The sequence below is a fragment of the Janibacter melonis genome (genome assembly GCF_020567375.1).
GTDB classification, from domain to species: Bacteria; Actinomycetota; Actinomycetes; order Actinomycetales; family Dermatophilaceae; genus Marihabitans; species Marihabitans melonis.
Genome location: NZ_JAJBZM010000002.1, coordinates 192,435 through 215,593 on the forward strand (window position 1 = coordinate 192,435; position 23,159 = coordinate 215,593).

A 23,159-nucleotide genomic window follows, 5' to 3' on the forward strand; every position below is an offset into this window, starting at 1 on the left:
TCAGCCGAGCAGCTGCGTGCCCCAGTCCTCCTCCGGCGCGAGCCCGGGCGGGACGACGAAGAGCGCGCTGCCCGTGTGCTCGATGTACTCGTTGAGGAGGTCCGCGCGCGCCAGCGCCCGCTGCATCGGGACGAACTGCCGGTGCGCGTCGCGGCAGAAGGCGACGAAGAAGAGGCCCGCGTCGAGGTGGCCCAGCCCGTCGGTGCCGTCGGTGAAGTTGTAGCCGCGGCGCAGGATGCGCACCCCGTCGAGGTTGTCGGCGTGCGCCAGCCGCACATGGGCGGCGACGTCGATCGCCGGGGCGCCGTCCGCCCCCTTCGCCGCGAAGTCCGGCTCGTCCATCTCGGCCGAGCGGCCGAGGGGCGCGCCGACCCCCTTGTCGCGCCCGATGACGGTCTGCTGCTCCTGCAGGTGGGTGCGGTCCCACACCTCGACGTGCATCCGGATCCGCCGGGCGACGAGGTAGGAGCCGCCCGCCAGCCACGCGGCCTCGCCCGGCACGTCCTGCGGGTCGATCCACACGTGCTCGGCGAGGGCCTGCGGGTCCTCGGCCTTGATGTTGGCCGTGCCGTCCTTGAAGCCGAAGAGGTTGCGCGGGGTGGCCTGGCTCGTCGACGTCGACGAGGTGCGCCCGAAGCCGAGCTGGCTCCAGCGCACCGAGACGGTGCCGAAGCCGAGGCGCACGAGGTTGCGCACGGCGTGCACGGCGACCTGCGGGTCGTCGGCGCACGCCTGGATGCAGATGTCGCCGCCCGAGCGCGCCTCGTCGAGGTCGTCGCCGGCGAAGGGGGGCAGCTCGCGCAGCGCCTCCGGGCGGCGGTCCTCGATGCCGAGCCGCTCGAAGAGGCTCGGGCCGTAGCCGATGGTGATCGTCAGGCTCGACGGCGGCAGGTCCATCGCCTCGCCGGTGTCCTCGGGGACCTTCCACGGCCCGCCGCCGACCACGCCGCCGGGGGCGGCCTCGGCGCCGACCGTCATCCGCTCGGCGGCGCGGGTCCACGCGGTGAGCATGTCGCGCAGCTCGTCGACGTCGTCGGTCGTCACGTCGAGCGCGACGAAGTGCATGCGGTCCTGGGCGGCGGTGGTGATGCCGGCCTGGTGCTCGCCGCGGAATGGGACGACGCCCTCCTCCGGGTCGGCCGCGGGAGCGGCCGGGGGAGCGCTCGCGTGCGCCGCCCGGGAGGTGCCGACCGCGAGACCGGTCGCGAGGACCGCGCCCGCGGCCGACCCGACGAGGGCGCGACGGCCCACCCCTTCGCCCGTGCTGCTCATCTCGTGCTCCCTGCTCACTGCCCGTCGGCGACGACGCCGGCGACCTTCGCGACGTCCTCGCTCAGCGCGTCGAGGGCGTCGGAGAGCTCCTTGACCTCGGCGTCGGACAGGTCGGTGTAGAGGGCCCAGCCGTCGGCGGTCGCGTGCTGCTGCAGGACGGTGTCGAGGGCCTTGGTCTTCTTGTCGATGGAGGTGACGAGGTCGGCGTCGGCCTTCTTGAGGTACGGGCGCAGGCTGCTGATCGCCGACTTGCTGCCCTCGAAGTTCGCGGCGAAGTCGTAGAGGTCGGTGTGGCTGTACCGCTCCTCCTCGCCGGTGATCTTGCCGGTGGCCATCTCGTCGAGGAGGGCCTTGGAGCCGTTGGCGAGCTGGAGCGGGTCGAGCTCGACGGCCTTGGCCTTCGTCACGAGCTCGGCGACATCGCTCTTCAGCTGGTCGGCGATCGCGTCGGAGTCGTCCTGGAGGCCGGTCTTCCACAGGTCGCGCTCGAGGCGGTGGTAGCCGGTGAACTTCATGCCCTCGTCGAGGACGTCGGCGCGCCCGTCGATCTTCGGGTCGAGGTCGCCGAAGGACTCGGCGACGGGCTCGATGCGCTCCCAGTACGAGCGGGCGGTCGGGTAGAGGCGCTTGGCCTGGGCGACGTCGCCCTTCTTCACGGCGGCGACGAACTTGCCGGTCTCGGTCTCGAAGGCGTCGGCCTGGCTCGCGACGTAGCGCTCGTAGCCGTCGGTGGCGGCGACGAGCTGCTCGTCCTGCGACTTCGGGGCGGCGGAGGCGCCGGTGATGGTGAAGTCCGAGCGGATGCCGGCCCCGACCATGCCCGGCTTGCACGCGGTGACGTAGGTGCCCGGCTCGGAGACGTTGACGTGGAAGGTGCGGCTCAGGCCGGGGGCGATGTTCTCGACCTCGCCGACGATGCGGTCGCCCTCGGCGTAGACGTAGAACTCGTTGACCTTCGAGCCGGTGTTCTTCACCTCGAACTCGACGGTGCCGGCCGGTGCCTCGGCCCGGGCGAGCGAGCACTCGGTGTCGCTGGCGGTGACGGCGATCGGGCCGCCGCCTCCGCTCGCGTCCTTCGCGTCCCCGCCGCAGGCGGTGAGGGTGAGGGCCGCGGACAGGCCGAGGGCGGTGGTGGTGACGGTGCGGCGCATCGGGGTCCTTCGGGTCATGACGGTGCAGGTCGAGGTGGGGCGGGTCGGTCAGGCGGACTGCGCGGCGGCGGGGCGCGGGGCGCTCGTCACGCCGCTGGTGGGCCGCAGGAAGAGGGGCAGGACGATCGCGACGTACGCGGTCCAGGCGATGGCCTGCAGCCAGGTCGTCGCGGGGGTGAAGTTGAAGAAGCCCTTGAGCAGGGTGCCGAGCCAGCCGTCGGGGGCGATGACGTGCGAGACGTCGAAGGCGAGGGCGTTGAGGCCGGGCAGGAAGCCGGCCTCCTGCAGGTCGTGGATGCCGTAGGCGAGGATCCCGGCGGCGACGACGACGAGGAAGACGCCGGTCCAGCGGAAGAAGACGGAGAGGTTGATCCGGATCGCGCCGCGGTAGATGAGCACGCCGAGCGCGACGGCGGAGAGCAGGCCGATCGCCCATCCGACGAGAGGCTGGTAGGTGCCCGCGCCGGCGGCCTCGGTCGTCGCGTAGAAGAAGATCGCGGTCTCCAGGCCCTCACGGCCGACGCCGAGGAAGCCGACGAGCGCGATCGCGAGCGGGCCGAGGTCGAGGGCGCGGTCGAGACGGCCCTTGAGCTCGCCGGAGATCGTCCGGGCGGCCGTGCGCATCCAGAAGACCATGACGGTGACGAAGCCGACCGCGAGGATCGAGGCGCTGCCACCGATGAGCTCCTGGGTCTCGAAGCTCAGCTGGCGGGTGCCGAAGGTGAGGACCGCGCCGAGGACGACGGACAGCACGATCGCGGTCGCGACGCCGGCCCAGACCCACTTCGTCGCCCAGGTCCGACCGGTCTTGGCGAGGAAGGCGATGAGGATGACGACGACGAGCGCGGCCTCGAGGCCTTCGCGCAGGCCGATGAGGGCGTTGCTGACGAGCATGGTGGTCTCTCTCGACGTGCTCAGGACGACCTACCAACTTAGGTCGTCCTTAGTAAGCACCCAGGGGGGCTCGTCCGTCAAGTGAGTCCCCCACCGCGGGACGCGCGTTGACCGCGGGGAGGGCACTGTCGGGTGGTCTCGAGGCTCGGGCGCGGGGCGCCCTTCGCACCTCGACCAGCGAAGGAGTCCCCCTTCGCACCTCGACCAGCGAAGGAGTCCCCCTTCGCACCTCGACCAGGGAGGGGGTCAGCGCTCGTCGACCATGAGGTCGATCGTGTAGTCCTCGGCGCGGTAGGCGTGCTCGCCGAGCTCGATGGCGGTGCCGCCGGCGTCGAAGGCGACGCGGGTCATCGTGAGGACGGGCTGGCCGGCGCGCATGTGGAGCGCCTTGCGCTCGGCGGCGGTGGGCATGCGGGCGCCGATGGACTGGCGGGCGACGCTCGGTCGCACGCCCCGGCCGCGCAGCGCCGCGTACAGCCCCGCGCGCTCGAGCTCGTCGCGGCCGATCTCGCCCGAGCTCGGCGGCAGCCAGTTGTGCAGGAGCGCGAGCGGGTCGTCGCCGGCGTAGCGCACGCGGGTGAGCGAGAGCAGCTCGGTCTCGGGCGGCAGGTCGAGCATCGAGGCCGCGCGGGGGTCGACGGCGCGCTCGAGGTCGAGCACCTCGGTGCGCGGCGAGCGGCCGGCCGCGTCGAGGTCGTCCCACAGCGAGGACAGGACGGCCTCGCGGTGCACCTTGCGGTTGGCGACGTGCGTGCCGAGCCCGCGCCGACGCACGAGCAGACCGCGGTCGACCATCTCTTGGATCGCGCGCCGGATCGTCGGGCGCGACACGGAGAGCCGCGTGGCCAGGGCGATCTCGTTCTCGAAGGCGTCGCCCGACTCGAGCCGCCCGTCGTGGATCGCCGCGCTCAGCTGCTCGGCGATCTGGTGGTAGAGCGGCACCGGTGAGTCCCGGTCGAGGGCGACGTCGAGCTCGGTGGCGGCCATGGGACGGATGATAGCGACCTGGCGAATGACATCCCGACGTCAGAATGTCCTGACAAATGCTTGACAGGTCTGCGCGGATCCGGCCAGAGTTGACCCCGCGAGGGCCGACGGGGCCCGACGGACGTCACGAAGGAGTGGCCAGGGTGCGGATCGGCTGTGTCGGGCTCGGACGGATCGGGACCTCCCACGTGCAGACGCTGCGCGCGGTCCCGGGGGTGAGCGAGGTCGTCGTCGCCGACGTCGACGGCCGTCGGGCGCAGGGCCTCCAGGCCGCGGCCGAGGAGCACCTCGCCGCGGTGAGCGCCGTGCCCGTCGAGGCGCTCCTCACCGCCGACCTCGACGGCCTCGTCGTCACCACCGGCTCGGCCGCTCACGGCACGTGGGTGCGTGCGGCCGTCGACGCCGGGCTGCCGACCTTCTGCGAGAAGCCGCTCGCGACCAGCCTCACCGAGATCCTCGAGGTCGCCGAGCACGTCCGCCGCAGCGGCGTCCCCGTCCACGTCGGCTTCCAGCGCCGCTTCGACGCCGGCTACCGCGCGGCGGCCGAGACCGTGCGCTCCGGCGAGCTCGGCTTCGTCCACACCCTGCGCGGCGTCGCGAGCGACATGCTCCCCCCGGCCGCGGACTTCATCCCCGGCAGCGGCGGCATCTTCCGCGACTGCCTCGTGCACGACGCCGACGTCATCCGCTTCGTCACCGGCCGCGAGGTCGTGAGCGTCTACGCGGTCGGCGGCACGAAGGGGGCGGACTTCTTCCCCGCCGCGGGCGACGTCGACACCGGGGCCGCCCTGCTCACCCTCGACGACGGCACCATCGTGATGCTCTCGACGAGCCGCTACAACGGCCAGGGCCAGGACGTGCGCCTCGAGGTCCACGGCGAGCACGGCACCGTCGCCGTCGGTCTCGACGACTCCCTCGCCCTGCGCAGCGTCGAGCCGGGCGCGAGCCAGCCGGCCGGCCCGGTCCACACCGACTTCTACTCCCGCTTCCGCCCCGCCTTCGCCGACGAGCTCGCCGGCTTCGTCGCGATGGTGGGCGGATCCCCTTCGCCCTGCACCGTCGACGACGCCCTCGAGGCCTCGCGCGTCGTCGAGGCCTGCGACCTCTCCCGCCGTGAGGGCCGCCCCGTCCTCATGAGCGAGATCCCTTCCGCCCTGCCCGCCCCCGCCACCTCGTGAGGACGACCATGACCACCCCCGTGCCCGACCGCATCGCCGCCGCCCCCATCTCGTGGGGGGTGTGCGAGGTCCCCGGATGGGGCTGGCAGCACCAGCCGCCGACCGTCCTGGCGCAGATGCGCGAGCTGGGCATCAGCGCCACCGAGTTCGGCCCCGACGGCTTCCTCCCCGACGCCCCGCAGGCCAAGGCCGACACCCTCGCGGGCTACGGCCTGGCCGCGGTCGGGCAGTTCGTCCCCGTCGTCCTGCACGACCCGGCCCACGACCCGCTGCCGGTCGTCGAGAGCGCGATGGAGGGCCTCGTCGCGGCGTCCGCGAGCACCGTCGTCATCGCCGCGGCGACCGGGGTGGACGGCTACGACGACCGCCCGGCGCTCGACGAGCTCGGCTGGAGCACCCTGCTCGCCAACCTCGACCGGATCGACGACGCCGCCCGCGCGCACGGCCTCGTCGCGACGATCCACCCGCACGTCGGCACGATGGTCGAGTCCGGCGAGGAGACCCAGCGGGTCCTCGACGGCTCGCGGATCGGGCTGTGCCTCGACACCGGCCACCTCCTCATCGGCGGCGGTGACCCGGTCGCGGTCGCCACCGAGCACCCCGGCAGGATCGCCCACATGCACCTCAAGGACGTCGACCTCGCCTGGGCCCGCAAGGTCCAGGCCGGCGACGCCACCTACACCGAGGCGGTCGCCGCCGGGATGTACGTGCCGCTCGGCGCCGGCGACGTCGACATCGCCGCGATCGTCACCGCACTCGAGGCCGACGGCTACCAGGGCTGGTACGTCCTCGAGCAGGACACGATCCTCACCGGTGACCCTGCCGACGGCGGTGAGGGGCCCGACCCGGTCGCCGACGTGCGCACCTCGGTCGCGCACCTGCTCTCCGTCGCGAAGGGGGCGTGAGCGCACCGTGGTCTTCGACGTCGTCGCCATCGGCCGCACCGGGGTCGACATCTACCCCCTCGACCACGGGGTCGGGCTGGAGGAGGTGCGCACCTTCGAGAAGTTCCTCGGCGGCAGCGCGACGAACGTCGCCGTCGCCGCGGCCCGCCACGGCCACGACGTCGCCCTCGTCAGCAAGGTCGGCCCGGACGCCTTCGGCCGCTTCGTGCGCGCCGAGGCAGCCCGGCTCGGCGTCGACGCCCGCTACGTCAGCACCCTCGACGGGGAGCCCGGCCGGGTGCCGCCGACGCCGGTGACCTTCTGCGAGGTGCACCCGCCGGACGACTTCCCGCTCTCCTTCTACCGCTACCCGACCGCCCCCGACCTCATGATCGAGCCCGACGAGCTGCCGCTCGAGGCGATCCGCGAGGCGAAGATCTTCTGGGCCACCGTCACCGGGCTGTCGCAGGAGCCCTCGCGCGCCGCGCACCACGCGGCGCTCGCGGCCCGCGACGGCCGCCACCCGAGCGTGCTCGACCTCGACTACCGCCCGATGTTCTGGGAGGACCCGCGGGACGCGGGCGCCGAGATCGCCCGTGCGCTCGAGCACGTGAGCGTGGCCGTCGGCAACCGCGAGGAGTGCGAGGTGGCGGTCGGCGAGAGCGACCCGCACCGTGCGGCCGACGCGCTCCTCGAGCGCGGTCTCGAGCTCGCCGTCGTCAAGCAGGGCCCGAAGGGGGTCCTCGCGGCCACCCGTGACGAGCGCGTCGAGGTCCCCACCCACCCCGTCGACGTCGTCAACGGCCTCGGGGCCGGCGACGCCTTCGGCGGTGCGCTGTGCCACGGGCTGCTCCTCGGCTGGGAGCTCGAGCGCGTCCTGCGCTTCGCCAACGTCGCGGGTGCGATCGTCGCCTCACGGCTCGAGTGCTCGACCGCCATGCCCACCGAGGACGAGGTCCTCGCCGCGCTGCAGACCCAGGAGGTGGCCCGATGACGACCAGCGAGCGCGTCGGGCTCGGCCCCGCCCAGATCACCGACCTGCGGGTCACCGACCCCGGCCTCGTCGCGCGGATGTGGGCCGGCCGGCGGCGCCGCCCGCTCGTCGGCGAGGACGGGCGGATGCTCGTCGTCGCGGCCGACCACCCCGCCCGCGGCGCCCTCGGCGTGCGCGGCGACGCGATGGCCATGGGCAGCCGCAGCGACCTGCTCGACCGCCTCGCGACCGCCCTCTCGCGCCCCGGTGTCGACGGCGTCCTCGGCACGCCCGACGTCCTCGACGACCTGCTGCTCATGGGCGCGCTCGACGACAAGGTCGTCATCGGGTCGATGAACCGCGGCGGTCTGCAGGGCTCGGTCTTCGAGCTCGACGACCGCTTCACCGGGTACACCGCCGACGAGATCGCCGCGCGCGGCCTCGACGGCGGCAAGATGCTCACGCGGATCGCCCTCGACGACCCCGGCACGGTCGCCACCCTCGAGGCGAGCGCGCAGGCCGTCACCGAGCTCGCCCGGCACGAGGTCATGGCCATGGTCGAGCCCTTCCTCTCCCGCCGCCGCGACGGCAAGGTCGAGAACCTCCTCGACCCCGACAGCACGATCCGCTCGATCCACGTCGCCTCCGGCCTCGGCGCGAGCAGCGCGTACACCTGGCTCAAGCTGCCGGTCGTCGACGACCTCGAGCGGGTCATGGACGCGACGACGATGCCGACCCTCCTGCTCGGCGGGGACCCGAAGGGGGACCCCCAGGACAGCTATGACGCGTGGGGCCGCTCGCTCGGGCTGCCCTCGGTGCGCGGTCTCGTCGTCGGGCGCGCCCTGCTCTACCCGCCGGACGGCGACGTCGGCGCGGCCGTCGACATCGCGGCCGGGCTCGTGCACGGGGGCGCTCGGTGAGCGGCCCGCGCACCGGCGCCGACAACGACCGGTGGTTCCACCCCTTCGCCGCCGGTGAGCCCTGGGCGGTCGAGATCACCGACGCCGTCGACGGCTGGCAGCACACGTCGCTGCGCGTGGCCGCGCTGGCCGCGGGCGGCGAGGTGCACCACGACCTCGGTGGCGAGGAGGTCGTCGTCGTGCCGCTCGTCGGAGCGGTCGACGTCGTCGTCGACGGCCAGACCCTCGGCCTGCGCGGTCGGACGAGCGTCTTCGCCGGTCCGAGCGACGTCGCCTACGTGCCCGCCGGGCGCTCCCTGCTCCTTCGTGCCGGTGCCGAGGGCGCCCGTGTCGCCGTGTGCGGCGCCCAGGTCGCCGACCCCACCGGCGGCGGACGGACCCCTCGGGTCGTCACCGCCGACGAGACGCCCGTCGAGCTGCGCGGCGCCGGCAGCTGCAGCCGCGAGGTGCGCGGTCACGGCATGCCCGACACCCTGCCCGAGGCCGAGCAGATCCTCGTCTGCGAGGTCGTCACGCCGGCCGCGGGCTGGTCGTCCTACCCGCCGCACAAGCACGACAGCGACCGCCCCGGCGAGGAGAGCGTGCTCGAGGAGATCTACTACTTCGAGACCCAGGTCGTCGGCGACGCCGACGCCGGGCGAGCGCCCGTCACCCGGGGCACCGAGCGCGGCGACGGCCTCGACCCCGTCGGCTACCAGCAGGTCTACGGCACCGACGAGCGCGCGATCGACGTGCTCGTCGAGGTGAGCACCGGTGACGTCGTCCTCGTGCCGCACGGCTGGCACGGCCCGGCGATGGCCGCGCCCGACGCCGACCTGTACTACCTCAACGTCATGGCCGGTCCCGGCGCCGAGCGGGCCTGGCTCATCTGCGACGACCCCGCGCACGGCCAGGTCCGCGAGAGCTGGACCGGTCAGCGCGTCGACCCCCGCCTGCCGATGGGAGCCACCCGATGAGCCAGACCGTCCGTCTCACCGTCGCCCAGGCGGTCGTACGCTTCCTCGCCGCCCAGCGCAGCGAGCGCGACGGCGAGCAGCAGCGCCTCCTCGAGGGCTGCCTGGGCATCTTCGGGCACGGCAACGTCGCGGGTCTGGGCCAGGCCCTGCTCCAGGACGAGCTCGCCGCGACGCAGGCGGGGGCGCGGCCCGGTCTGCCCTACGTCCTCGCCCGCAACGAGCAGGCGATGGTGCACACCGCCGTCGCCTTCGCCAAGCAGCGTGACCGGCTGCAGACCTGGGCGTGCACCGCCTCCGTCGGCCCCGGCAGCACGAACATGCTCACCGGCGCCGCGCTCGCGACGATCAACCGGCTGCCCGTGCTGCTCCTGCCGTCCTCAACCTTCGCCACCCGCTCGGCCGGACCGCTCCTGCAAGAGCTCGAGCACCCGGTGAGCGCCGACGTCACCGTCAACGACGCCTTCCGACCGCTCTCGCGCTTCTACGACGAGGTGCGCCGCCCCGAGCAGCTGCCCGCGATCCTGCTCCAGGCGATGCGCGTGCTCACCGACCCCGCCGACACCGGCGCCGTGACGATCTCGCTGCCCCAGGACGTGCAGGCGCAGGCCCACGACTGGCCGGTCGAGCTCTTCGACGAGCGGGTCTGGCACGTGCGCCGGCCCCCGGCCGAGCCCGCGGCGATCGCCCGCGCCGCGCAGGTCATCCGCTCCGCGCGGCGGCCCATGGTCGTCGCCGGCGGCGGCGTGCACTACTCCCGTGCCGAGGAGACCCTCGCCGCGCTGTGCGCGGCCACGGGGATGCCCGTCGGCGAGACCCAGGCGGGCAAGGGCTCGCTGCTGCACGGCGACCCCCGGCTGCTCGGCGCCGTCGGGTCGACCGGCACGACCGCGGCCAACGCGGTCGCCGCGCAGGCCGACGTCGTCATCGGCGTCGGCACACGGTGGCAGGACTTCACGACGGCCTCGCGGACCGCCTTCGCCGCCGAGGGGGTGCGCTTCGTCAACCTCAACGTCGCCCCGGTCGACGCGGTGAAGCACTCCGGCGTCATGGTCGTCGGGGACGCCCGCGAGTCCCTCGTCGCGCTCGCGCAGGCCCTCGAGGGCTGGTCGGTCGAGGACGGCTACCGCGAGGAGCAGGAGCGGCTCTGGTCGAGCTGGGACGCCGAGGTCGAGGCCGCCCACCACCCGTCCGCCGAGGTCACCGCCGCCCTCGCGCCTGGTCTGCTCACCCAGGGCGAGGTCCTCGGGCTCGTCAACGAGCTGAGCGACCCGCGCGACGTCGTCCTGTGCGCCGCCGGCTCGATGCCCGGCGACCTCCACAAGTCGTGGCGCGTGCGCGACCGACGCGGGTACCACGTCGAGTACGGCTACTCCTGCATGGGCTACGAGGTGCCCGCCGCCATCGGCGTGCGCCTGGCCGACGAGACCCGCGACGTCTTCGCGATGGTCGGCGACGGCGGCTACCTCATGATGCCGACCGAGCTCGTCACCGCCGTGCAGGAGCGGGTCAAGGTCGTCGTCGTCCTCGTGCAGAACCACGGCTTCCACTCCATCGGCTCGCTCTCGCAGTCGCTCGGCAGCCAGCGCTTCGGCACCTCCTACCGCGCCCGGGGGGCGGACGGGCGTCTCGACGGGCAGGCCCTGCCCGTCGACCTCGCCGCCAACGCCCGCTCCCTCGGCGCCCATGTCGTCGAGGTCGAGGACCGTGACGGCCTCGTCGCCGCGATCCACGAGGCGAAGGGGTGGCCCGCCGACGGCGGTCCCTTCGTCATCCACGTCCAGACCGACCCGCTCGTCCACGGCCCCGACTCCGCGTCGTGGTGGGACGTGCCGGTGAGCGAGGTCTCCGAGCTCACCTCGACCCGCGAGGCGTTCGACGCATATCGCGAGCACAAGACCGGCCAACGGGCCTACCTTCGACCCGGCGACCCGCAGTAGCACCACCCTCACCGTGATGGAAAGAGAGACAACGATGTCCCGACCTCGCCGCACCACCCTCGTCGCCGGCGCCGCCGTGCTCGCCCTCGGCCTCGCCGCCTGCTCCTCCAGCGGGGGCAAGCAGGAGAGCGACGACAGCAGCGGGGCTGCCGGCAACGCCGGCACCCCGACGATGACCGTCGCCCTCATCACCCACTCCGGTCCCGGCGACACCTTCTGGGACCAGGTCCGCGCCGGCGCCGAGGACGCCGCGAAGAAGGACAACGTCAAGCTCGAGTACAGCGCCGACCCCGAGGGATCGGCCCAGGCCAACCTCGTCCAGCAGGCGATCGACAAGAAGGTCGACGCCATCGCGGTCACCCTCGCCAAGCCCGAGGCGATGAAGTCGACGGTCGAGGCCGCGACCGAGGCCGGCATCCCCGTCGTCGCCCTCAACGGCGGCATGGACGACTGGAAGCAGATGGGCGCGCTGTCCTTCTTCGGCCAGGACGACGAGCTCGCCGGCGAGGCCGCCGGGACCCGGCTCAAGGACGAGGGCGCCGGCAAGACCCTCTGCGTCATCCACGAGCAGGGCAACGTCGGTCTCGAGGCCCGCTGCGACGGCGTCGCCAAGACCTTCGGCGACTCCGAGAAGATCTACGTCACCGGCACCGACACGGCGAACGTCCAGTCGACGATCACCGCGAAGCTCCAGCAGGACTCCTCGATCACCAACGTCCTCACCCTCGGCGCCCCCTTCGCCCTCATCGCCGACAAGTCGGTCGACGAGGCCGGGAGCAAGGCGACGATCTCCACCTTCGACCTCAACGACGACGCCCTCAAGGCGATCAAGGAGGGGACGATCACCTGGGCCGTCGACCAGCAGCCCTACGTCCAGGGCTACATGGCCGTCGACTCGCTGTGGCTCAAGGTGCAGCAGGGTGCCGAGGTCGGTGGCGGCCAGCCGGTCTACACCGGTCCCGCCTTCATCGACAAGGACAACGTCGACGCGCTGCTGAAGTCCGAGGGCGAGTGAGATGAGCGCACCCGTCACCGACCAGCAGGCGGGCGGCAGCACGAGCGCCGCCGCCGTCGACGACCGCGTCGCGGCGAAGGGGGGCCTCGGCCTGCTCTTCTCGCGGCCCGAGATCGGGGCGCTCGTCGGGGCCGTCGCCATCGCGGTGATCTTCATCGCGGTGGCGCCGGGCTTCCGGTCGATCGGCAACACCGGGACGATCCTGTACGGGGCCGCCGCCATCGGCGTCATGGCCGTCGGGGTCTCGCTGCTCATGGTCGGTGGCGAGTTCGACCTCTCCACCGGTGTCGCCGCGATCTCCTCGGGGATCTGCGCGTCCCTCACGGCGTGGAACTTCGGGCTCAACGTGTGGATCGGGGTCCTCGCGGCCCTCGTCTTCTCGTTGCTCGTCGGCGCCTTCAACGGGTGGCTGCTCACCAAGACCGGGCTGCCGAGCTTCCTGGTCACCCTCGGCACCTTCTTCGTGCTCCAGGGCGCGAACCTCGCCGTGACACGTCTCGTCGGCGGCTCGGTCGCCACCCCGCGGATCTCGGACATGGCCGGCTTCGAGTCGGCCCGCTCGGTCTTCGCGTGGAGCGTGCAGATCGGACCGGTGACGATCAAGGCGCTCGTCGCGTACTGGGCCGTCCTCGTCGTCATCGGTGCGCTCGTGCTCACCCGGACGCGGGTCGGCAACTGGATCTACGCGGCCGGCGGCGACGCCGACGCGGCGCGGGCCGTCGGCGTGCCGGTGACCCGGGTGAAGATCGGCCTCTTCATGGCCGTCGGCTTCTGCGCCTGGGTCCTCGGGATGCACCTGCTCTTCGAGTACTCGGTCATGCAGTCCGGTGAGGGCGTGGGGCAGGAGTTCATCTACATCATCGCGGCGGTCGTCGGCGGGTGCCTGCTCACCGGCGGGTACGGCTCGGTCGTCGGCGCCGCGCTCGGCGCCCTCATCTACGGCATGACCCAGGCCGGCATCAGCTACGCCGGGTGGAACGTCGACTGGCTCAAGACCTTCCTCGGCGTGATGCTCCTCCTGGCCACCCTCCTCAACGTCTACGTCAAGAAGAAGGCGGACGCACGATGAGCACTGCAACCGAGCCCACCGCGGCTGCGACGCCCGGGAGCCGCGAGCCCCTCGTCGCGATGGCCGACGTGGGCAAGTCCTACGGCAACGTCCACGCGCTGCGCGGGGTCTCGCTCGAGGTCTACCCCGGCGAGGTGACGTGCGTGCTCGGCGACAACGGCGCCGGCAAGTCCACGCTCATCAAGATCATGGCCGGTCTGCACGAGCACAGCGAGGGGACCTTCTCGGTCAACGGCATCTCGCGCAACCTCGCCTCGCCGCGGGCCGCGCAGCAGCTCGGGATCGCGACCGTCTACCAGGACCTCGCGCTCGCGCCGCTCATGTCGGTGTGGCGGAACTTCTTCATGGGCAACGAGATCCGCCGCGGGCTCTTCCTCGACAGCGCGACGATGCGTCGCATCGCCGACGAGGAGCTGCAGAAGATGGGCATCCACATCGGTGACCTCGACCGCCCGGTCGGCGGGCTCTCCGGTGGTCAGAAGCAGTGCATCGCCATCGCGCGGGCCATCTACTTCGGGGCCAAGGTCATCATCCTCGACGAGCCGACGGCGGCGCTCGGCGTCCGCCAGTCCGGTGTCGTGCTCAAGTACATCGCCAAGGCCCGCGACGCCGGCCTCGGCGTCGTCTTCATCACCCACAACCCGCACCACGCCTACCTCGTGGGCAACCACTTCGCCGTCCTCAAGCTCGGCCGGGTCGTCCTTGACGCGCACCGCGACGAGATCACCCTCGACGAGCTGACGGCGGAGATGGCCGGCGGGCAGGAGCTCGCCGAGCTGCAGCACGAGCTGCGCGACGTCGACCCCGACGCGACCGTCGCGCCCGACCACCCCGAGACCGCACCTGCCACACCAGCACGAAGCACCGATGAGAGGCGTCCATGAGCACCCCCACCCGCATCACCCACCTCGTCGCCGGATCCCCGTGGGAGGGGACCGCCGAGCGCACGAGCGAGGTCTACGACCCGGCGACCGGTGAGGTCACCGGCGCGCTCGACCTCGCCTCGGCCGATCTCGTCGGCGAGGTCGTCGAGGGCGCGCACGCCGCGTGGCTGGAGTGGCGCGACACCTCGCTGACCCGCCGCGCGCAGGTCCTCTTCCGCTTCCGCGAGCTGCTCAACGAGGACAAGGAGCGCATCGCTGCGCTCATCACCGCCGAGCACGGCAAGGTGCTCTCCGACGCCCTCGGCGAGGTCGTGCGCGGTCTCGAGGTCGCCGAGTACGCGTGCGGCATCCCCAACCTGCTGCGCGGGGGATTCTCCGAGAACGCCTCGACGGCGGTCGACGTGTACTCGATGCGTCAGCCGCTCGGTGTCGCGGCGATCATCTCGCCCTTCAACTTCCCCGCGATGGTGCCGCTGTGGTTCGTCCCCATCGCCATCGCGTGCGGCAACGCCGTCGTGCTCAAGCCGAGCGAGAAGGACCCGTCGGCGGCCAACGCCGTCGCCGAGCTGTGGCAGCGCGCCGGCCTGCCGGACGGCGTGATGAACGTCGTCCACGGCGACAAGGAGGCCGTCGACGCGCTGCTCACCCACGACAAGGTGCGCTCCGTCTCCTTCGTCGGCTCGACCCCGATCGCGCGGTACGTCTACGAGACGGGGACCGCCGCCGGCAAGCGCGTCCAGGCGCTCGGCGGCGCGAAGAACCACATGCTCGTCCTGCCCGACGCCGACCTCGACCTCGCCGCGGACGCCGCGATCAACGCCGGCTTCGGCTCGGCCGGTGAGCGCTGCATGGCGATCTCCGCGCTCGTCGTCGTCGAGCCGGTCGCCGACGAGCTCGTGAGCAAGATCGTCGACCGCATGGGCAAGCTGCGCACCGGCGACGGGCGCCGCGGCTGCGACATGGGCCCGCTCGTCACCGCCGCCCACCGCGACAAGGTCGCGTCGTACGTCGACGCCGGTGCCCAGGCCGGCGCGAAGGTCGTCGTCGACGGGCGCGACGGGGACTTCGACGCCGACGGCGAGGGCTTCTTCGTCGCCCCGACGCTCATCGACGAGGTGCGTCCGGGGATGAGCGTCTACGACGACGAGATCTTCGGTCCGGTGCTCTCGGTCGTCCGCGTGGCCAGCTACGACGAGGGCCTCGAGCTCATCAACGCCAACCCCTACGGCAACGGCACGGCGATCTTCACCAACGACGGCGGTGCCGCCCGGCGCTTCCAGCACGAGGTCGAGGTCGGCATGGTCGGCATCAACGTGCCGATCCCCGTCCCGGTGTCGTACTACTCCTTCGGCGGCTGGAAGAACAGCCTCTTCGGCGACACCCACGCCCACGGCATGGAGGGCGTGCACTTCTTCACCCGCGGCAAGGTCGTCACGCAGCGCTGGCTCGACCCGAGCCACGGCGGCATCAACCTGGGCTTCCCCCAGACCGACTGACCCGCGCTCTCGTCGGCGAAGGGGGGCGAGGCGCGAGCGCCCGCCCCCCTCGCTGGTCGAGGCACGAGCGCGGCGGCATGGCTGGTCGAGGCGCGAGCGTCAGCTGTCCTTCTCGCTGGTCGAGGTGCGAGCGTCAGCGAGCCTCGAGACCACGTCCCTCGGACGGGCTCAGCCCAGGAGGCTGCGGAGCTGCACGGCGGGGTCGGCGAGCTGGTCGGGGTCGGGGCGGGCGCCCGCGGCGACGAGCCGCTCGGCCATGCGCACGTCCTTCGCGACGGCGGCCCGTCCGGCACCGGCAGCGCACACGAGCACTCCGTCGGCGTCGAGGCCGAGGTGCACGACGGTGCCGTCGGGCCGGGGGCGCTCGACCCACCGCGTGGCCGCCGCCGCCATGCCTGACACCTGCAGGCTGAGGTCGTACTGGTCGGACCAGAACCACGGGACGGCGGTGATCGACACCTCCTCGCCGCGCACCGATGCCGCGGCGACGGCGGCCTGGTCGTGCGCCATCCGCCACGACTCGAGCCGCTGACGCCGCCCGAGCACCGGGACCGGCCCGGCGCAGCAGTCACCCGCGGCCCAGACGCCCGGAGCGCTCGTGCGCATCGCCGCGTCGACGACCACCCCGTCGTCCACCTCGATGCCCGCAGCCTGCGCGAGCCCGGTCTCCGGCATCGACCCCACGGCCTGCAGCACGACGTCCGGGGTGACGACGCTGCCGTCGGAGAGCTCGACCCGCCACCCGCCGGACCCAGCGCCCGCGGACGCGACGGTCGTGCCGAGGCGCAGGTCCACCCCTTCGGCCTCGTGACGCTCGACGAGCACCCGCGCGACGGGCTCGGGGACCGCGCGCCCGAGGGCGCGCTCCGCGGCCTCGACGACCGTGACCTGCGCGCCACGCGTCCGGGCGCTCGCGGCGACCTCGAGGCCGACGAGCCCGGCGCCGACGACGAGCAGGTGCGCCCCCGGCCGCAGGGCGTCGCGCAGCACGAGCGCGTCCTCGAAGGTCCGCAGCGTGAGCGCGGCAGCCGGCAGCCCGGTCAGCCGGCGCGGCTGAGCCCCCGTCGCGAGCACGAGCCGGTCGAAGCCCAGGCGCATGCCGTCGCCGAGCTCGACCGTGCGTCCCACGAGGTCGAGAGAGGTCGCCGTGCGCCCGGCGAGGACCTCGAGCCCCTCGACGTCGAGCCGCCCGTCGCGGTACGGCTCGACCGGCCGCGGGTCGTCGTCGACGAGGACGGACTTCGACAGCGGAGGCCGCTCGTAGGGCGCTCGCGACTCGCGTCCGACGAGCACCACCCGGGCGTCGAGGTCGCTCGTCGCGAGGTCGTGGGCGACGCGGGCACCGCACTCGCCGCCGCCGATGACGACGACCTGGAGCTCAGAGGTCATGCCTCGATCCAACGCCTCGCGCCGGTCAGAGGCAAACCTCGCCCCGCCACTCAGACGAGGGCGCGGTCCTGCACCTCGGCGACCGTGACAGGGCGGCCCTCGATCGCCGAGAGCGTCGCGGCCTCGGCTGCCCAGGCGGTGCCCATCGCGTCGTCGACGGTGCACGGCGAGTCGATCTCGCCGGCGACGACCCGGCAGAAGGTCGCGAGCTCGGCGCGGAAGGCCTGCGCGAGGCGGTCCATGAAAAAGGTGTGCGGCGGCCCGGCCGGCCACGAGACCCCCGGCTGCGTCGGGCGAAGGGGGAGCCCGTCGTCGAGACCGGCGGCGACGGCGTCGGCGACGCCGTGCACCTCGAGGCGCACGTCGTAACCGCGGGCGTTGGTCCGGGTGTTCGACACGACACCGATCGCGCCGTCGCTCATCGTCAGCAGGGTCGAGGCGCTCGTGTGGTCGCCGTGGTCGCGGTACATCTCCGCGGCCGCGTCGGGGTCGGTCGCCCCGACCGCGTAGACGGAGACGACCTCCTGCCCGGTCACCCAGCGCACCGCGTCGAAGTCGTGGACGGCGCAGTCGCGGAAGATGCCCCCGGACACGGCGAGGTAGGCCGCGGGCGGCGGGGCCGGGTCGAGCGTCGTCGAGCGCACGGTGTGGACCCGGCCCAGCGAGCCGTCTCGCACGGCGTCGCGAGCGGCGACGAAGGCGGGGTCGAAGCGCCGGGGGTAGCCGATCTGCACCGGCGCACTCGCCTGGGCGGCGAGCTCCTGCATGCGCACCGCCTCGGCGACCGTGCCGGCGACCGGCTTCTCGCAGAAGGTCGTCACACCCCGGGCGAGGGCGGCCTCGAGCAGCTCGGCGTGGACGTTCGTCGCCGCGGCGATGACGACGCCGTCGACGCCGGCGTCGAGCAGGGCCTGGGGGGAGTCGACGGCGCGAGCCTTCGAGATGCGCCCGGTGACGGCGTCGGCGGCTGCGCGCACCGGGTCGGTGACGACGACCTCCTCGACGACGTCGAGGGCGGCGAGGGTGTCGGCGTGGACGGCGCCCATGCGGCCGAGTCCGATGAGTCCGATACGCATCAGTCGTGTGCTCCTGCAGGGTCTGGTCCCGGTCGAGGCGCGACGGCACGGCCTCGTGCGTGATGTCCGTATGTCAGGACAAATGGACTGTAGCGGAGGTGCAGCGGGGAGGGAAGGGCCGGGTCACCCCCTTCGCTCACCCCGGACGTCGACTGCGTAACTCCGCCGGGTGGCCCGGCGCAGAAAGTGAGGTCGAGTAGCTCTTGACACTGTTTGTCAAATCACCCTACTGTCAGATTGTCGGACAACCCGAGGAGGAACCCTGTGGCTCACATCCAGAAGCTTCGCCGCGGCACGTTGTCTGACGAGATCGTCTCGGACATCCGGCAGAAGATCGCCTCCGGCGAGTTCGGTGTGGGGACGAAACTCCCCAACGAGATCGCTCTGGCAGACGCCTACGGTGTCGGTCGCGGAACGGTGAGGGAGGCGATCAAGGCTCTCACCCTCATGCGTCTCCTGGAACGCAGCACGGCCGGGACCTTCGTCGCGTCCGGCGCTCAGATCCACGCTCCGGATGACCTGCTGATGAACATCAAGACTGCGGACCCCGAGTTCTCGTCTCTCTACGAGTCCCGGATCCTGCTACAGCTGAAGGTCGTCGAGCTCGCCTGCCAGAGGGCGACCCGCGAGGACATCGCCAAGATCAACCAGGCGATCGAGAAGGCTGAGAGGGCCACGACCAACGTGGCGTCGCTCGAAGCTGACCTGGAATACCACCACGCTCTGGCGGAGGCGGCTCATAGCCCCGTCGTCATGTACCTGTACATGGTGACGACGGATGCCATCGCAAGGGCCTACCAGACCTTCTTGCCCCTCTACCAACAGGACAAGTGGGGGACGGCGAACCACAAGCTTGTGGCAGAGGCGGTCGAGGCGAAGGACACCGCACGCGCTCAACGCATAGCTCAGGCTTCGCTCGAGCGCGCCGCAGAGGCCGTCCGAAACATCGTGAGAAGTCAGAAATAAAGCTCTATCGCTGATCTCACGCAGGACCAGCAACTCGTCATTGACACCCAGCCATGATCCGGCGCGATCTTGGCGACCCCTATACCTGACCCGATCTGCGAATTGCCGCTGGCGGCTCGCCGTTGCGGTCGGTGCTGCCCACCTGTCATTTCGATGTGGCAAAGATGCCAAGAAATGGGAAGACCGTGAGTCACTACCTGAATGCGCTGTTCAAGCCTACCAGCGTCGCAGTGCTCGGAGTATCCGAGAATGCAGAGCGCGGCGGGACCAGCATCTTCCGCGCCGCCCTGAAGGAGCCGTTCGGCGGACGGATCTACGCGGTCGGACGAAGTGGCGGTGAGGTCGATGGACAGCAGATCTACCGCTCGATCGCCGATCTCCCGGAGATCCCTGATCTCGTCTTCGGCGCGGTAGGGGTACGTGCCACTCCTTCGGCGATGGTCGAGGCCGCCGAGGCGGGGGTCAAGGTCGGGGTGGTATTCACCGCCGGGTTCGCGGAGATGAGCCCCGAAGGTGCGCGAGCTCAGCAGGCGATGGTCGAGCAGTGCAACCACCTGGGGATGCGCATCGTCGGACCCAACTGCATGGGCGTGTTCGACCGCACCAGCCATCTCAACCTGACCAGCATGAAGGGCGTCCAGGACGGGTCTGTCGGACTGATCTCCCAGAGCGGCAACATCGCACTGACGATGTTCACCCATGCACGTCGTCACGACCTGGGGTTCCACTCCTTCGTGAGCTTCGGCAACCAGGCCGACGTGCCGCTCATCGACTACCTGGAGTACATGGGTCAGGACGACGCGGTCGACGTCGTGCTGATGTACGTCGAGAGCCTCCAGGAGGTGGCGGGCGCAGATTTCGTCCGGCGCGCTCGTGACGTCGCTGCGCACAAGCCGGTCGTCGCGATCAAGGGCGGGGTCACCAACGCCGGACGTCGCGCAGCTGCGTCCCACACGTCACGGCTGTCGGCCGCCGAGACCATCTACAGCGCCGCATTCCGGCAGGCCGGCATCGTCGAGGTCACAGACCTTGATCATCTGCTGGCGGTGACCGAAGCCCTGCTCCGTTGCCCGCCCCTGAAGGGTTCGCGAATCGCGATCGTCGGGTCAGGGGGCGGTCACTCGACGATCGGCACCGACTGCGTCGAGCGGACCGGTCTCGACGTCCCCGCCTTCGACTCTCACCTGCGGACCCAGTTCGGTCAGCACCTGCCACCGTGGGCTCCTGTGACGAACCCCGTCGACATGACGGGGGGGTTCACCGAGGACCTCACGCTCTTCCGTACGCTGATGTGCTACCCACTCAGCACGGACTCCTATGACGGTGGGCTGAGCTACGGGCTTTACGGCAACAGCTTCAAGCCGGGGCTCGTTGATGACGCCGGACTCACCTGGGAGTCGGCGGCGGCAACCCTGGGCGCGCTGCAGGCCGAGCTGGGCAAACCGATCGTGTTCTACACACCCTTCGCCAAGGACACGGCAGCGGAGTTCACCGCCATGAGACGCGCCGGTGTTCCTTGCTACGGATCCCTCGCGGAAGCAGGTGCAGCTCTCGGAGCGCTGCGGGAACGCGGCGAGTTCCTCGCGCGACACGACGGTGCGTCGCGCTCGGTTCTGATGCCGGCATCCACGACGAGCGACGCTGCGCCGGGCGGACTCGTGCTCACGGAGTTCGAGTCTTTGCAGATCTTGGCGACCGCAGGAGTCGAGACTGTCGCGCAGCAGCAGGCCGGCAGCCCGGAGGCGGCGGCCTCGGCTGCCGACGCGATCGGCTACCCCGTCGTGCTGAAGGCTCAGCTGAAGGATGTCGCGCACAAGTCGGACGTCGGCGGCGTACGTCTGGGCCTGTCCACACCGGCCGACGTGCGTGCTGCGTTCGTCGACATGCGCCATCGGCTCGCTGTCGACGAGACCTTCGTCTGCTCGGTGTCGCCCCAGCTGGACGTAGACCGCGAGATCCTCCTCGGCATTCGCAGAGACGAGACCTTCGGCCACACCGTGGTCATCGGGGTTGGCGGGATCCTCACCGAAGTCGCGGCTCGAGTCGCCGTGCTGATCGCCCCGACCTGCTTCGACGAGTTCTGCGCCGCGATCGCACGGTCACCGATCGCCGACTTCATGGGGGAGTGGAGAGGCAAGCCGGCCGTAGACCTGCAGGAGCTCCATCGGCTCGTCAATGGGCTTGTCGAGGCCTGCATCCGTGACACCGGGATCCAGAGCATCGACGTCAACCCACTCGTCACTGTCGGAGCTCGACTCGTGGCACTTGATGGTGCCGTCGTCCGCGACCTGTCGGGGAGTGAGTGATCGTGGATGCCTCCAGATCGGTGCACGCACCTGACGACGACGTGATCTCCGAGCTTGTCGATGGTGTCCTGACCATCTGGCTCAATCGTCCGGACAAGCTCAATGCGTTGACGCACCCGATGTACGACGAGATCGGCCGTCTCGTGGCGGCCGCATCAACCGACACCGAGTGCCGGGTCATCGTCCTGCGGGGCCGCGGGCGTGCGTTCTCGGCGGGGTTCGATCTGGCTCTGCAGGTCGCGCACAAGGGGAGCGAGGAGAAGCTCAGCGGCTTGCGAGATGGTTCGAACCGGGTGCGGTGGGCGATCTGGAACTGCCCGAAACCGGTCGTGGCCGTGCTGCATGGCTTCTGCCTCGCCGGAGCGTTCGAGCTCGTCCTGCCGACAGACTTCACCATCGCGTCGCGGTCCTGCGAGCTGGGTGAGCCGGAGATTCTCTTCGGCGCTGGATCTGCGTTCCTGATGGTGCCGTGGATGATGAACCACAAGCAGGCGAAGCAAGTCCTCCTCCTCGGTGATCGATTCGACGCCGATGAAGCCCATCGCCTTGGTCTGGTCACCGAGGTGGTCGACGACGACCACCTGGACCAGCGCGTGCATGAAGTGGTGGATCGGCTCCGCAAGGTTCCAGCGGGTGCTGCCCGTATGGGGAAGCTGGGGATCAACCGGGCGTACGAGACCGCGGGGATGGTGCCGCACATCGACGGCTGGGTGGACAGCGTCGTCCACCTTGCTGATTTCCCCAACGAGGTCGCCGAGGAGTTCAAGCGGCGGGTTGAGCAGGACGGCCCCAAGCAGGCTGCGCAGTGGCGCGCCAGCTACTACGAGCCGGAGCCGTACCGGTCATGAGACGGCTTGTGGTCAAGCACGTCGGGATCGGTCTTCTCGTCGTCTTCGGAGCACTCACCCTCACCTTCATCTTGGTCCGGATGAGCGGTGATCCCTCGGCGTTGATCCTCCCGCAGGACGCGAGCAGCGAGCAGCGCGAGCTGCTCCGTGAGGAGCTCGGAGTCAACCAGCCCATGGTGCAGCAGTACATCTCCTATCTCGCGGGCGCTGTGCGCGGGGACCTCGGAAACTCGTACTTCGACTCGGATTCGGTCTCGTCGATCGTGCTCCGCTACCTGCCGAACACGGCGATCCTGGCGGCCTCGTCCTTCGTCGTGACGTTGATCTTTGCCGTCCCACTCGGGACGCTCGCTGCGATCCGTCGCGGTGGTCTGCTCGACCGGGCCGTGCAGGCGGTCGCCGTGCTCGGCAATTCCATCCCGTCGTTCTGGTCCGCACTGCTGCTGCTCCAGGTCTTCGCGGTCAAGCTCGGGTGGTTCCCGACCTACGGCACCGCCGGGGCTCTGAGCCTGGTTCTCCCCACAGTGAACCTCGCGCTGTTCCTGTTTCCCACGATGGCGAGACTGACCCGCTCATCGGTGATCGACGTGCTTCCGATGCCCTACGTGGAGACAGCACGCACTCGTGGTGCTTCCGAACCACGGGTGATCACCGTCCACGTGCTGCGCAACGCGCTCCTGCCGGTGCTCGCCCTGGGGGGCCTGCAGATCGGAGGACTGCTCGGAGGGGCCGTGCTCACCGAGACCGTCTTCGCATGGCCGGGGATCGGGAGCCTCGCCGTTCAGTCGATCAGCCGCAGTGACTTCCCTGTCGTGCAGGGGATCGTCGTGTACGTCGCCGTCATCTTCGCGGTGGTGACCGTGATCACCGAGATCATGAGCCGACTCGCGAACCCACGCCTGAGGGGCGAGTCATGACCGATCTGACTGCACTGTCGCCTCGCCCGACCCGGCCACGC

General features: G+C 71.3%; 20 protein-coding genes. 14 read left to right on the forward strand and 6 right to left on the reverse strand.

From position 1 onward, the window contains the following. From efeB to LIV55_RS06995, 4 genes are all read right to left on the reverse strand, one after another. Complete coding sequence (gene efeB, locus LIV55_RS06975; RefSeq protein ID WP_229299729.1) at positions 1-1,272, reverse strand: iron uptake transporter deferrochelatase/peroxidase subunit; 1,272 nt, start codon at positions 1,270-1,272, stop codon at positions 1-3. A gap of 14 nt (positions 1,273-1,286) precedes the next feature. Next, positions 1,287-2,423: an iron uptake system protein EfeO gene (gene efeO, locus LIV55_RS06980; RefSeq protein ID WP_267492672.1), complete on the reverse strand. Its 1,137-nt coding sequence runs from the start codon at positions 2,421-2,423 to the stop codon at positions 1,287-1,289. A 48-nt stretch (positions 2,424-2,471) separates the two neighbouring features. Beyond that, complete coding sequence (efeU, locus tag LIV55_RS06990; RefSeq protein WP_229299730.1) at positions 2,472-3,317, reverse strand: iron uptake transporter permease EfeU; 846 nt, start codon at positions 3,315-3,317, stop codon at positions 2,472-2,474. A 246-nt stretch (positions 3,318-3,563) separates the two neighbouring features. After that, complete coding sequence (locus tag LIV55_RS06995; RefSeq protein ID WP_123093480.1) at positions 3,564-4,304, reverse strand: GntR family transcriptional regulator; 741 nt, start codon at positions 4,302-4,304, stop codon at positions 3,564-3,566. Between the two features lie 143 nt (positions 4,305-4,447). Here LIV55_RS06995 and LIV55_RS07000 point away from each other — a divergent pair, with 143 nt between their 5' ends. The 10 genes from LIV55_RS07000 to LIV55_RS07045 are packed head-to-tail and all read left to right on the forward strand — an operon-like array spanning position 4,448 to position 15,616. Further along, positions 4,448-5,482, forward strand: a complete 1,035-nt coding sequence (locus tag LIV55_RS07000; protein WP_229299731.1) for a Gfo/Idh/MocA family protein — start codon at positions 4,448-4,450, stop codon at positions 5,480-5,482. A gap of 8 nt (positions 5,483-5,490) precedes the next feature. Beyond that, the gene (locus LIV55_RS07005) at positions 5,491-6,387 is read left to right on the forward strand and encodes a TIM barrel protein (protein ID WP_201468082.1); all 897 of its coding nucleotides are present in this window, start codon (positions 5,491-5,493) and stop codon (positions 6,385-6,387) included. 7 nt (positions 6,388-6,394) lie between these two features. Beyond that, the gene (gene iolC / locus LIV55_RS07010; RefSeq protein ID WP_123093477.1) at positions 6,395-7,360 is read left to right on the forward strand and encodes a 5-dehydro-2-deoxygluconokinase; all 966 of its coding nucleotides are present in this window, start codon (positions 6,395-6,397) and stop codon (positions 7,358-7,360) included. Next, complete coding sequence (locus LIV55_RS07015) at positions 7,357-8,259, forward strand: class I fructose-bisphosphate aldolase (protein WP_123093476.1); 903 nt, start codon at positions 7,357-7,359, stop codon at positions 8,257-8,259. The genes iolC and LIV55_RS07015 overlap by 4 nt, the downstream gene beginning before the upstream one ends. After that, complete coding sequence (gene iolB / locus LIV55_RS07020) at positions 8,256-9,215, forward strand: 5-deoxy-glucuronate isomerase (protein WP_229299732.1); 960 nt, start codon at positions 8,256-8,258, stop codon at positions 9,213-9,215. The genes LIV55_RS07015 and iolB overlap by 4 nt, the downstream gene beginning before the upstream one ends. Further along, complete coding sequence (gene iolD / locus LIV55_RS07025; protein ID WP_229299733.1) at positions 9,212-11,152, forward strand: 3D-(3,5/4)-trihydroxycyclohexane-1,2-dione acylhydrolase (decyclizing); 1,941 nt, start codon at positions 9,212-9,214, stop codon at positions 11,150-11,152. Before iolB ends, iolD begins: the two co-directional genes overlap by 4 nt. A 34-nt stretch (positions 11,153-11,186) precedes the next feature. Next, positions 11,187-12,167 (forward strand): sugar ABC transporter substrate-binding protein, encoded by a 981-nt coding sequence (locus tag LIV55_RS07030; protein ID WP_198150281.1) that lies wholly within the window; start codon positions 11,187-11,189, stop codon positions 12,165-12,167. Position 12,168: 1 nt separating this feature from the next. Beyond that, positions 12,169-13,236: an ABC transporter permease gene (locus LIV55_RS07035; RefSeq protein WP_068270704.1), complete on the forward strand. Its 1,068-nt coding sequence runs from the start codon at positions 12,169-12,171 to the stop codon at positions 13,234-13,236. Then, positions 13,233-14,120 carry an ATP-binding cassette domain-containing protein gene (locus LIV55_RS07040; RefSeq protein ID WP_229299734.1) on the forward strand — a complete coding sequence of 296 codons (888 nt, stop codon included), beginning with the start codon at positions 13,233-13,235 and terminating at the stop codon, positions 14,118-14,120. Before LIV55_RS07035 ends, LIV55_RS07040 begins: the two co-directional genes overlap by 4 nt. Then, complete coding sequence (locus LIV55_RS07045) at positions 14,117-15,616, forward strand: CoA-acylating methylmalonate-semialdehyde dehydrogenase (RefSeq protein WP_201468067.1); 1,500 nt, start codon at positions 14,117-14,119, stop codon at positions 15,614-15,616. The genes LIV55_RS07040 and LIV55_RS07045 overlap by 4 nt, the downstream gene beginning before the upstream one ends. A 168-nt stretch (positions 15,617-15,784) precedes the next feature. Here LIV55_RS07045 and LIV55_RS07050 read toward each other — a convergent pair whose 3' ends face one another. Together LIV55_RS07050 and LIV55_RS07055 are read right to left on the reverse strand one after the other, a co-directional pair. Further along, positions 15,785-17,005 (reverse strand): NAD(P)/FAD-dependent oxidoreductase, encoded by a 1,221-nt coding sequence (locus LIV55_RS07050; protein WP_229299735.1) that lies wholly within the window; start codon positions 17,003-17,005, stop codon positions 15,785-15,787. A gap of 50 nt (positions 17,006-17,055) precedes the next feature. Then, positions 17,056-18,081 carry a Gfo/Idh/MocA family protein gene (locus LIV55_RS07055; protein WP_229299736.1) on the reverse strand — a complete coding sequence of 342 codons (1,026 nt, stop codon included), beginning with the start codon at positions 18,079-18,081 and terminating at the stop codon, positions 17,056-17,058. Positions 18,082-18,345: 264 nt separating this feature from the next. Here LIV55_RS07055 and LIV55_RS07060 point away from each other — a divergent pair, with 264 nt between their 5' ends. From LIV55_RS07060 to LIV55_RS07075, 4 genes are all read left to right on the forward strand, one after another. Continuing rightward, complete coding sequence (locus tag LIV55_RS07060; protein ID WP_229299737.1) at positions 18,346-19,047, forward strand: FadR/GntR family transcriptional regulator; 702 nt, start codon at positions 18,346-18,348, stop codon at positions 19,045-19,047. Between the two features lie 185 nt (positions 19,048-19,232). After that, positions 19,233-21,353 (forward strand): acetate--CoA ligase family protein, encoded by a 2,121-nt coding sequence (locus LIV55_RS07065; RefSeq protein WP_229299738.1) that lies wholly within the window; start codon positions 19,233-19,235, stop codon positions 21,351-21,353. A gap of 2 nt (positions 21,354-21,355) precedes the next feature. Continuing rightward, on the forward strand, positions 21,356-22,201 hold the full coding sequence (locus LIV55_RS07070) for an enoyl-CoA hydratase/isomerase family protein (RefSeq protein ID WP_229299739.1): 846 nt from the start codon (positions 21,356-21,358) through the stop codon (positions 22,199-22,201). Positions 22,202-22,209: 8 nt separating this feature from the next. Further along, positions 22,210-23,118 (forward strand): ABC transporter permease, encoded by a 909-nt coding sequence (locus tag LIV55_RS07075; protein ID WP_229299740.1) that lies wholly within the window; start codon positions 22,210-22,212, stop codon positions 23,116-23,118. Positions 23,119-23,159: the final 41 nt, after the last annotated feature.

Bases quoted from the DNA above. Each gene is read 5' to 3' on its own strand.
- efeO (WP_267492672.1), bottom strand. From the start codon at position 2,423: ATGCGCCGCACCGTCACCACCACCGCCCTCGGCCTGTCCGCGGCCCTC.
- LIV55_RS06995 (WP_123093480.1), bottom strand. From the start codon at position 4,304: ATGGCCGCCACCGAGCTCGACGTCGCCCTCGACCGGGACTCACCGGTG.
- efeB (WP_229299729.1), bottom strand. From the start codon at position 1,272: ATGAGCAGCACGGGCGAAGGGGTGGGCCGTCGCGCCCTCGTCGGGTCG.
- LIV55_RS07035 (WP_068270704.1), top strand. From the start codon at position 12,169: ATGAGCGCACCCGTCACCGACCAGCAGGCGGGCGGCAGCACGAGCGCC.
- efeU (WP_229299730.1), bottom strand. From the start codon at position 3,317: ATGCTCGTCAGCAACGCCCTCATCGGCCTGCGCGAAGGCCTCGAGGCC.
- iolD (WP_229299733.1), top strand. From the start codon at position 9,212: ATGAGCCAGACCGTCCGTCTCACCGTCGCCCAGGCGGTCGTACGCTTC.
- LIV55_RS07050 (WP_229299735.1), bottom strand. From the start codon at position 17,005: ATGACCTCTGAGCTCCAGGTCGTCGTCATCGGCGGCGGCGAGTGCGGT.
- LIV55_RS07015 (WP_123093476.1), top strand. From the start codon at position 7,357: ATGACGACCAGCGAGCGCGTCGGGCTCGGCCCCGCCCAGATCACCGAC.
- LIV55_RS07055 (WP_229299736.1), bottom strand. From the start codon at position 18,081: ATGCGTATCGGACTCATCGGACTCGGCCGCATGGGCGCCGTCCACGCC.
- LIV55_RS07040 (WP_229299734.1), top strand. From the start codon at position 13,233: ATGAGCACTGCAACCGAGCCCACCGCGGCTGCGACGCCCGGGAGCCGC.
- LIV55_RS07005 (WP_201468082.1), top strand. From the start codon at position 5,491: ATGACCACCCCCGTGCCCGACCGCATCGCCGCCGCCCCCATCTCGTGG.
- LIV55_RS07045 (WP_201468067.1), top strand. From the start codon at position 14,117: ATGAGCACCCCCACCCGCATCACCCACCTCGTCGCCGGATCCCCGTGG.
- LIV55_RS07030 (WP_198150281.1), top strand. From the start codon at position 11,187: ATGTCCCGACCTCGCCGCACCACCCTCGTCGCCGGCGCCGCCGTGCTC.